The organism is Rarobacter faecitabidus (genome assembly GCF_006716265.1).
In the GTDB taxonomy this organism is placed as follows: Bacteria; Actinomycetota; Actinomycetes; order Actinomycetales; family Cellulomonadaceae; genus Rarobacter; species Rarobacter faecitabidus.
Genome location: NZ_VFOS01000003.1, coordinates 231967 through 241494, shown reverse-complemented (window position 1 = coordinate 241494; position 9528 = coordinate 231967). Strand labels below are relative to the sequence as shown.

Annotated in this window: 8 protein-coding genes; all 8 read left to right on the top strand. The window is 70.3% G+C overall.

The annotated features are described in order from the left end of the window. The first annotated feature begins 7 nt into the window (after nucleotides 1-7). The 8 genes from FB461_RS12530 to FB461_RS10220 are packed head-to-tail and all read left to right on the top strand — an operon-like array spanning nucleotide 8 to nucleotide 9389. The gene (locus tag FB461_RS12530) at nucleotides 8-160 is read left to right on the top strand and encodes a phage tail protein (RefSeq protein ID WP_425466919.1); all 153 of its coding nucleotides are present in this window, start codon (nucleotides 8-10) and stop codon (nucleotides 158-160) included. Then, on the top strand, nucleotides 157-3534 hold the full coding sequence (locus tag FB461_RS10250; RefSeq protein WP_142121760.1) for a hypothetical protein: 3378 nt from the start codon (nucleotides 157-159) through the stop codon (nucleotides 3532-3534). The genes FB461_RS12530 and FB461_RS10250 overlap by 4 nt, the downstream gene beginning before the upstream one ends. Before the next feature lies 1 nt (nucleotide 3535). Then, a complete protein-coding gene (locus FB461_RS10245) occupies nucleotides 3536-4189 on the top strand; it encodes a CIS tube protein (RefSeq protein ID WP_142121758.1) in 654 nt (217 codons plus the stop codon). Further along, entirely contained in the window at nucleotides 4186-6003 is a 1818-nt protein-coding gene (locus FB461_RS10240) for a phage baseplate assembly protein V (RefSeq protein ID WP_142121756.1), read from the top strand. The genes FB461_RS10245 and FB461_RS10240 overlap by 4 nt, the downstream gene beginning before the upstream one ends. Further along, nucleotides 6003-6428, top strand: a complete 426-nt coding sequence (locus FB461_RS10235; RefSeq protein WP_142121754.1) for a GPW/gp25 family protein — start codon at nucleotides 6003-6005, stop codon at nucleotides 6426-6428. The genes FB461_RS10240 and FB461_RS10235 overlap by 1 nt, the downstream gene beginning before the upstream one ends. Next, on the top strand, nucleotides 6428-8377 hold the full coding sequence (locus FB461_RS10230) for a putative baseplate assembly protein (RefSeq protein ID WP_142121752.1): 1950 nt from the start codon (nucleotides 6428-6430) through the stop codon (nucleotides 8375-8377). The genes FB461_RS10235 and FB461_RS10230 overlap by 1 nt, the downstream gene beginning before the upstream one ends. A gap of 8 nt (nucleotides 8378-8385) precedes the next feature. Continuing rightward, entirely contained in the window at nucleotides 8386-8958 is a 573-nt protein-coding gene (locus FB461_RS10225) for a phage tail protein (RefSeq protein WP_170222711.1), read from the top strand. Continuing rightward, nucleotides 8955-9389 (top strand): hypothetical protein, encoded by a 435-nt coding sequence (locus FB461_RS10220; protein ID WP_142121749.1) that lies wholly within the window; start codon nucleotides 8955-8957, stop codon nucleotides 9387-9389. The genes FB461_RS10225 and FB461_RS10220 overlap by 4 nt, the downstream gene beginning before the upstream one ends. Nucleotides 9390-9528 lie beyond the last annotated feature (139 nt).

The following is a 9528-nucleotide window of genomic DNA, read 5'->3' as shown; positions in this document are numbered from 1 at the left end:
AACGGTCGTGAACTGGCAGGGCCAGCGGCTGCGCACCTGGCAGTTCAACGACGTGTTCGCCGTCCGCTGGACGGGGCCGCAGCTGAATGTGGATTCGGAGCAGATGCTCGAGGAATCGCTCGAGATCGCCCATCACGGATTCAAGTCGAGGACGCCATGAGCGCGCAGGATGATGGCCCGCACGCCCACGGCGTCGTGGCAGCCGAATCGCCCGCCGCGGGGGTGGCGAGGCCGACGCTGGGCTCGCTGATCGTTCGGCGCTGGCGCCGTCCCGGCCCGCCCGTGGGGACGAGGCGTCCGCCGCTCATCGGCTCGGTCGCCGGTGCGGCCATGAGTTTCGCCGGGGCGATGGGGCGTCCGGTCATGGTCCGTCGCAGCTCGATCGGCCCGCGCCCGGTGAGTCGCGCATCCGTCCGGGGGAGCGCCCCAGCAGAGTTACAGCCGCGCCCGCCGCGCTGGTGGCGGGAACAAACGGCGTTCGGTACGGCCATGGGCGAGGCGCCCACCGAGCATGGCACTGGGGCCAGGGGGATCGCCCGAGTCGTGCGGCCGATGCCTGCTCCGAGTGAGGCCCGGCCGACCGGATCGTGGGTGACGACCACTCCCAAGGTCGTGCCCATGCGACTGCCCGCTGAGGTTGCCGCGGTCGGCAACCTGACGACGGCGGCCGACCGCGCACCGCGTCGCGTGGCGAAGAAGGAACCCCCGGCGGGGAACACCGGGGGAGCGGAATCCCGGCTGTCGACGCCCGCGGCTCCGGCCGTGAGCGCCGCCGCTCCCCGTGACACTTCGGCAGTGGCCACACCCATCATGCCGGATGCCGGCAGGCTCGTCCGCCGCCAGATGGCAGTACGCGCCGCGGCCCAGCGGCAGGCGGTCGCAGCGAGCCCGCGCCCGAGCCGACTGTCTCCCGCGCCCAAGATCGCGCCCGTCGCACCCAGGTCAACGTCCGCCGCACCCAGGTCAACGTCCGCCGCGCCCAGGTCCGCGTCCGCCGCGCCGAACGCCGGAGCCGCCGGTGCGAGTTCCGCTCGGCTGAGCGGCGATCGCGCTGGAAGTGCGCAGTCGGCGTCCTCGCGTTCGAGTAATGAAACCGCGCCCGTGGCACCCGTCGCCGACAATCCGCGCACCGCTACCCAGTCCCCGTCGCAAGCGTCGAGTCCGGTTGCGACACCGCCATCGCAGCACGGCTCTGAGTCGGCGGAGCCGATCCGCCGATCCGTCAACGCCGCCGCGCAAGCGAACGCCAGTGCGTCCGCCAGTTCCTCGCCTCAAGGCGCCACGGCCGGACTACCGGGCGATGGCGCGGCGAGCGCCCGGGTCAGTGGCGCCGCCGGAGCGAACGAGGCTGGCGCGCTGCCCGCGCCGCCTTCCGCTGGCGCGGCCGCATCGAATCCCGGCCCGCTGCATTCCGAATCGACTAAGGCCGATGCGAATCCTGGCGCCCTGTCCGAGGCGGGTTCTGACGGATCGCTGCCGAGCGGCGGGGCCGCATCCCCTGGTGCTGCGCCCAGCGCATCATTCAGCCCTGCTTCGAGCTACGCGGGCGAGATCGATGCGGGACGCGGCAATCCGGCTAGACCAGGCGCCGGAGATCAGCCCATCCTTCGGACCGCCGGAGCGCGTCACCAACCGGGGCCGAAGGGAGCCGTGTCATCGGTCGCGCCGAAGTCGCTCCCCTTCGCGACGTTGCGTCCCCATCAGGTCGGGCAGGAGCAGGTCGCGCCCCATCCCACCAGAATCCGCCGGCTCAGTGGTGCCGGTGCCCTACGCGACGCGGGAAGCACGTCCGTAGCCGCCAGGTCGTCTGTGTGGTCGCCGGTCGCGGCGAGCGCGGCCCGAACGCCCGCGGACGATGCGGGCGCCGATGCCGGTCGAACTCGCGCTTCGGCCTCAGTCGGTGCGATAGCCCGCATCGGTTCTGCGCGCCCGGCGCAGGGAGCGGGTGCCAGCCCGCGCACATCAGCGCCAGGCAGCCACGCGGCGGCCGCGAGCGCGGCGTCGGTTGCCGGTGCGTCCTCGCCGGCGCGGGACGTCCCCGCCTCGGCCGTGGCGTCGCGAACTGCCGACGTAGCCGGTCGGGTCGCCGCGCCGCAGGCGGTGGGGCAGGCCGTCGAGGCCCCGGCGGCATCTTCCCAGAGCGGCGGGCAGGCGGCGACCGCGCCCAGCAAGACGACCGCGCCCAGCAAGACGACCGCGCCCAGCAAGACGACCGTCAGCACGACAACCGCGCCCAGCACGTCCACCGCAAGCGAGGGTAGCGCGCGCCAGCCGGTGCGCCGTCTCGCAACGGGCAGTGCAGCCGGCACTACGTCAGCGAGCGGTGAGAGGGCTGGTGCGGTCGCGACCCTCGAGCGCGGGGGCGTGCCAAGTCACCGGCTGGCGGGTGGCGGCCACCACCGCATCACCGGCGCGGCGGCAGGTGGACGTATGGCGGGTTCGACGGGCGCCTTCGGGCGTCCGCCCGCATTCGCGCGTGCGCTCGGCGCCGGTCCCTCCTGGTCACACGTCCCCATCGAGGCGCACCTCGACAGCGCGACCCAGCGCGGCGACTCCGCGTGGCTCACGCGGGCGGGTTCCACGGTGCGCAGGCACACCGGCCAGCCCGGATCCGTGGCGCCCAAGGTCGGGCGGCCGGGCGCGCAGGCGGATGCGCAGGCGGGTGCTGCTCGCGAAGCTGGCGGCCTCACTGGCCCCCGCGCGGGCGGCGCTAACAATGCCACTGCGGCGACGCCCGCGGCGCGACAGGGTTCAGGTCCTGCCGCTGGACCGCAGGCATCGCTTGCCGCGCCCGCAGACCCCGTCGCGCGGTTCACCTCGGCCGCGAGCGGCGCACGCGAAGCAAGTTTCTCCGGTCCGATCGCGTCGGCTCGAATGACGGCGCTCTCCCCTGCGACCGCCTCGCGCCAGCCCGGCCTGGCACCGACTGATCCAGGAGTTCCGTCAGCGGCTCCGGGTGGGTCCGCAACCCCTATTCGCAGGCTCGCATGGACGAGCGGGGAGACTCGTCCTCGCATCCCCAGCGGGTGGCGCTTCGCCCCGCCACCGGGAGCCGGCGCCGCGCCGCAGGACAAGTCGTCCGCGCCGGTCGTGGGGCGCGCGCCCCGGTCCTCGTCGGCCACGTCCGCGTCCCCGGGCGGATCGCGCCGCGCGCCGGCGGTCCCGGCCAGCGCCAGCGGTCCCGCTCCCGCCGGGACGGGCGCACCCGGATCGCCGATCATCCGCCGCTGGCTGGCGCCGGAAAGCTCGTCCTCGATAGGAGAAACCATGAGACCCGAGGGCCAGTCCGAGTTCGCCGACGCGCTGCGCCGGGAAGTCTCTCAGCGAGTGCACGCCGGATCCTTCGATTCGGCGAACGTTGGCGACGGCGGCAGTGACAGCAGCCCTGCCACCCAGGTCGTGGACCAGGTCCTGCGGCTCGTGGACGCGCGGCTCGATGCAGTGCTCGAATCGCGGGTGCGCGGCGTAGTCGACGACAGAATTCTTGCCGAGACCGAGCGGTGGGCTTGGCGCAGCGATCGAGGGGTGTACTGACGTGGCTACCGAGAAGGCATTCCTCGAGATCGAGGGCGGGGAACGCATTCCCTGCCTGTTCAACCCGACGCAGCTACGCATCTCGCGGGCCAACAGTTGGCAGGGTGACTCGCTGCCCGGCTCGGGTGTACCCCGCCTCCGCTACGTCGGTGCGTCCTCTGGCGTCATGGAACTGGATCTGTTCTTCGACACGACCTCCGATGGAACGCCGGTGACAAAGCACACGGGCAAGATCCTGGCGCTCATGGACATCGACCCGTCGCTGCCCGGTTCGGACGAGTCGCGCCACCAGGTGAGGCCGCCTTACGTGACCTTCCACTGGGGTGACCTGCATGCGTTCAAGGCGGTCGTCTCCGAGCTCGAACTGACATTCACGTACTTCTCAGCGTCTGGAGTGCCGCTACGGGCGACCATGCGCGTGGCGCTCCGCCAGTACGAGCCATCCGACGCGTTCGGACCGCAGAATCCGACGAGCGGCACACCCCAGCCGCAGCGCGTTCACCGCGTGCAGTCCGGAGAGACGCTCGACCGGATCGCGGCCCGCTACTACGGCGACTCGACCCAGTGGCGCACGCTCGCCGACGCGAACGGACTCGGCGATCCGCTCGCGGTGCGGCCGGGCACGCTCCTGTCCGTGCCGAGGTTGCAGTCGTGACCGCGCCGGGCTCCGTTGCCACCGGCCCGGCGAATCCGAGCCTGGTCGGCTTCGAGATCAAGGTCGGCGGCACGGCGCTGTCGGCAGTGTGGCTGTCGGACCTGATGGACCTGCGCGTGCAACTGGCCGTCAACACGGTCGGTCGCGCGGTGCTGCGATTCCGAGACGACGGATTCAAGAAGGCGGAGGACACCTCCATGTTCGCGCCGAGCGCGGAGGTGAAGATCAACGCGATTAACCGTCTGACGCCGTCGGCGAGCGAGACGAGCTCGGTCATCATCGAGGGCGAGGTCGTGGCGCTCGAATCAAGCGCCGATGAACTGGGACAGGTGTTCTCGGTGACTGTCCTCGACATGGCGCACAAACTCACCCGCGGAACGATCGCCGTGGCCGGCCTCAAGTCCAAGGACACCGACCTGCTGACGCAGATCGTCCAGCAGCGCGGACTCACGCTGAACGCGACGGGCACCTACGTCAGCGAGTGGCTCATGTACGCGCGCAGCCCGATCGGGGCTGTCCAGGAGGTCGCCGACCGGCAGGGCTGGCACTGGTCCGCCTCGGCGAAGAAGATCAATATGTGGTCCGCCTCGCAGGGCACCGCGCCGGGTGCCGCCCTCGTGACCGTCAACCTGGGCACGACGCTGACTGCGCTGTCCGTGCGCGACACGCCGCTGAGCGGCGAGAAGGTGAAGGTGCTCGGCTGGGATCAGGCCCAGCACCAGGAGATCGTGGGCGAATCCGATCCGGAGAGTTCGCGGGCGGCAATCGACTTCCGGCATCGGGCGCAGGACCCGGCGCCGACGATCCTGCAGAGCCACGCGCACGTGAGCGACGCCACCGAAGCCAAGACCTTGGCGGCCGCCCGCGCTGGTACGGGTGGGCACATCGTCGCCCGCGGGCGCGGCGTGGTGATGCCGAACCTGCAGCCCGGCGGCCAGCTCGAGATCCAGAGCGCGGGGACGCTGTCCGGCACCTACTACGTGCGCGAAGTACAGCACCGATTCTCGCTGCACGGCAGCTCGACGGAGTTCGTCGCCGGCGACCGGGACGCACCCCAGTTGACCGCCCCGCACCAGGCCACGACCGACTCGGCGTTGCCGAGCCGCTTCGATCGCCTGACCATCGGGGTGGTGACCGATGTCGGCAGCAAGTCGAAGGATTCCACGCTCGGTTCCGTCAAGGTCAAGTTCGTTGCCCTCGACAACCAGATCGCATCCCACTGGGCGTCCGTGATGCAACTGGGCGCGGCCGCCGGCCGTGGCCTGGCCCTGCTCCCCGAGATCAACGACCAGGTGGTCATCGGATTCGTCGACGGGGACACGCGCCGCCCCGTCGTACTGGGCGGGCTGTTCTCCGCCAAGAACCAACCGGATCTCCCGGACGACCTGGTCGACGGCAATGGAACGGTTCGCGTGCACTCCCTCGTCACCGCGAACGGCGACCGGCTCGAACTGCACTCCGGATCTGAGAAGGCCAAGCACTTCATCAGGCTGGCGCTGAAGAACGGCAACCACGAGATCGTGCTCGGCGAGGACGGCGTAAAGGTCAACGTTCCCAGCGGCGAGCCGATCGCCATCAAGGCCGGCGATTCGAGCATTACGCTCGACGGCAACGGATCGATCAAGCTGAAGGGCACGACCATCGAACTCGCGGCGGATTCGTCCATCAAACTTTCCGCGGCCGAGGTGAAAATCGACGCGAAATCGCAGGCGGAACTGTCGAGCGCTGGCGCACTGAAGTTGAAGGGTGCTATTGCCAACCTCGAGGCGTCGGGCCCGGTGAACGTCAAGGGAGCGGTGGTGAACCTCAACTGATGTCAACGAACACTCCCGCATACGACGCGTCCAACTTCGTCGGCCGCGGCTTCGCCTGGCCCATGGAAATAGATCACACCGGAGCGATCGCGATGTCATCCGGAGCCGAAGGGCTGGACGATGCCATCCGCGTCGTCCTGATGACCGCGCCAGGGGAGCGGCTCATGCGGCCTCAGTTCGGGTGCCGGATCTGGGACCTCGTCTTCGAGCCGATCACGGCGAATCTCCTGGGGTTGATCGCGCAGGCGGTCCGCGAGGCGCTCGCGCAGTGGGAGCCGCGCATCGAGGTCGAGGATGTGCTGCCCGTGCAGGACGACAAGGACCCGGGGACCGTCCGCATCGGCGTGATCTACCGTGTCAAAGCGACCAACGACCGGCGTAACCTGGTCTATCCGTTCTACGTCATTCCCCGAGAGGAAAACTGATGGCCCTCGAGCCGCCGAACCTGGACGATCGTCGATTCCAGGACATCGTCGACGAAATGAAGCGCATGATCCCGCGCTTCACGCCCGAGTGGACCAACCACAACGTCGCAGATCCGGGCGTCGCGCTCATCGAACTGTTCGCGTGGATGGCCGAGATGGTGCTCTATCGCGTGAACCAGGTGCCCGACCGCCTCTACACGGAATTCCTCAATCTCGTGGGCATCGAGCCGTTCGCGCCCTCGGTGGCCCGCGCCGACATCACCTTCTGGCTGTCGGCCCCGGCCGCGCAGGAGATCGTGATCCCGGCCGGCACTGAGGTCTCGACGATCGCGGGCGCGGCCGAGGAGACTGTCGTCTTCGCGACGCAGCACACCGGAATTGTCCGCCCGCCCGTACTGATCGCGGCGCGCACCGGGCAGGTGGACGGCACCCGCACGGTGGACGCATGGGAGGACCTGACGCTTCCCGGGGCCGAGGTCGCGGCGTTTACCTCAACACCCTCGCGCGCGGGCGACTGCCTCTACCTGGGGTCTAAGACCTCGCTCGGCGGGCTTGGCGTAGAACTGACAGTCGTGGCCCATGCTCAGGGCGTGGGCATCGATCCCAACAACCCGCCCCTCATCTGGGAGGTGTGGAACGGGAGTGCCTGGGTTCCGGTGCAGGTCGTGTCCGATTCGACGGGCGGACTCAACAAGGACGGCACCATCGTTCTGACCGTCCCGGCGCTCCACGAATCGCTCGTCCTCGATGGCGCGGCGGCCTACTGGCTGCGCGTGCGACTGCTGCCCGTGGCCACCGGCGACCCGACGTATCAGCGCTCCCCGAGGATCTCCGAACTCCGGCTACGAGCTATCGCCATCACGCTTCCTGCGGAGCATTCGCAGGCGGTTCAGGGGGAGACGGTGGGGCGGTCCACGGGTGTTCCCGGACAGTCCTTCGCGGTCACGCGCGCGCCCGTCGCCCCGCGCACGCACACCGAGCAGATCCTCGTAGCGGAGCATGAGGGTGAGCAGGCGTGGCACGAGGTAACGGACTTCTCCGAATCGGGGCCGCAGGACAAGCACGTGGTGTGGGACTCGACGACAGGCGAGATCCGGTTCGGTCCGCTCATCCGGCAGGCCGACGGCACCCGGACGCAGTTCGGCGCCGTACCGCAGGACGGGGCCCAGATCCGGGTCACCGGATACCGGATAGCGGGCGGCTCGGCGGGCAACGTCGGCGCGCGCACCCTGGTGTCGCTGCGCTCCGCGGTGCCGTTCGTGGCATCCGTCACCAACCTCGAGCCGGCCATCGGCGGCGTCGATGGGGAGACCCCGCTTGAGGCGAAGGCCCGGGGCCCGCTGGCCCTGCGCACGGCTGGGCGCGCCGTCACGGTTCGCGACTACGAACAGATCGCCATCAAGTCCTCGCCCCAGGTGGCGCGCGCCCGCTGCCTTCCGATAACCGAGACGGGACACGGCAACGTGGTCGTGCTCATTGTGCCCAAGGCTCTCGGCGAACCGGGCGCGCACCAGATCGATGACTTCGCTATCGGCAAGGAGCTGTGGTCGGTCATCGCCCACGACCTGGACGAGGCCCGCCCCGCGGGGGTGGCGGTCGAGGTCGGCACGCCGTACTACCACGGGGTGAGCGTCGCGGCTCTCGTGCGCGCGCTGCCCGGGCGTCCGGCCGAGGTTGTGCGCCAGCGCGTATCCGAGGCGATCGCCGAGTTCGTGCACCCGCTGCGAGGTGGCACGGACGGTAGCGGCTGGGCGTTCGGGGCCGGGCTCACATCGGTGTCGCTCGCCCAGGTCATCGAGGCCGTCGACGGCGTGCTCGCGGTGGACGAGCTGCAGATGTTCGAGTACGACCTGCGCACGGGTCAGCGCGTCGGCCTGGGCAGGGACAGTATTCCGCTGCCCGAGCGTGCCCTGTTCCTAGCCGCGGATTCGCGGGTCGTGGTCGCATGACGGCCCTCGTGGCACGCACGTCCGCGAGCCGTCCGCACGACTGGCTGATCCGCCAGCTCCCGTCGGGGATGCTCGGCGGCGACTTCTTCGTGCGTTTCGTCTCGCTGTTCCAGGAGGAGGCGCAGACGCTGCTCGACCACGCGGACGGGCTCGAGTACCTGGCCGACGTCAAGCTCGCCCCGGCACCTATGGTGCGCTACCTCGCGCAGTGGATAGGTGCGCCGCCCATCGATCCCGCGATCGACGAGGCGCGCCAGCGCGCGCTCGTCCTGGCGATGGCGAGCGCGTTGGCGCGTCGGGGCACGCTCGAGTCGCTCCGGATCATGGTGGAGGCGTGGACGGATTCGCCGGTCGAGATCGAGGAATCGGGCGGCGTGTTCGGCCTCGGGCAGGCGCCCGCGGCGGCCCCGTGGCTTCGCCTTCGGGTCTCTTCGACGGGTCGGCTGCGCCCGCAGTCGCTGGTTGAGCTCGTGCGGGACGAGGTCCCCGCGCACGTCCACCTCGAGGTGCTGGTCGCCGGTGAGCAAGTCTGGGCGACGCCCGGCTTCGGTGTTGTGTCAGGAACGGAAGGACTGCAATGAGCGTCGTGGAACTGGTGTGCCCCGAGTGTGGCAACGTCGCGACCACGGAGGCCGGGCGCCGCTCGTCCACGGACTTCTGTCCCAACTGCGACTACCCCCTGTTCTGGGCGCGTGGCAAGGTGACCACGAGCGCGGCCGTGAGCGACGACGACACCGGGCGCCGTTCGCCCGGGATCGCCGGCGCGCGCGAGGCCGCTCGGCTCGCTTGCCCCACCTGCCGCGAACTGAACGATCCCGCGGCGGCGGTGTGCCTGCGCTGCGGAGGCCCGATGACGGTGCCCCTTCCAGCGCCCCTGCCGCCGGCTCCGGCGCCGGAGCCCGTGGTCGTGCGAACCGAGGTGAAGTGCAACCACTGGCCCGTGTGGACGATCATTCTCGTGACCGCCGCCGTCTCGATCGTGCTGACCGCTGCGGCCATGGTGTTCATCTAGCAGCATGCTCTCGCCGCCTCCCGGGAGCGGGTGCCACCGCTGGGAGCGGGGGACTGCGCGCCGGGAGCGGGGTGCATGCCTGGAGCGCCTCGACATACGAGCGACGCGGATCTCGTCCCCGAACCCGAAATGAGCGAGC

What these genes read in the sequence shown, in the direction of transcription:
- FB461_RS10250 (WP_142121760.1), top strand. Translation starts at nt 157, where the DNA reads ATGAGCGCGCAGGATGATGGCCCGCACGCCCACGGCGTCGTGGCAGCC.
- FB461_RS10235 (WP_142121754.1), top strand. Translation starts at nt 6,003, where the DNA reads ATGTCAACGAACACTCCCGCATACGACGCGTCCAACTTCGTCGGCCGC.
- FB461_RS10230 (WP_142121752.1), top strand. Translation starts at nt 6,428, where the DNA reads ATGGCCCTCGAGCCGCCGAACCTGGACGATCGTCGATTCCAGGACATC.
- FB461_RS10220 (WP_142121749.1), top strand. Translation starts at nt 8,955, where the DNA reads ATGAGCGTCGTGGAACTGGTGTGCCCCGAGTGTGGCAACGTCGCGACC.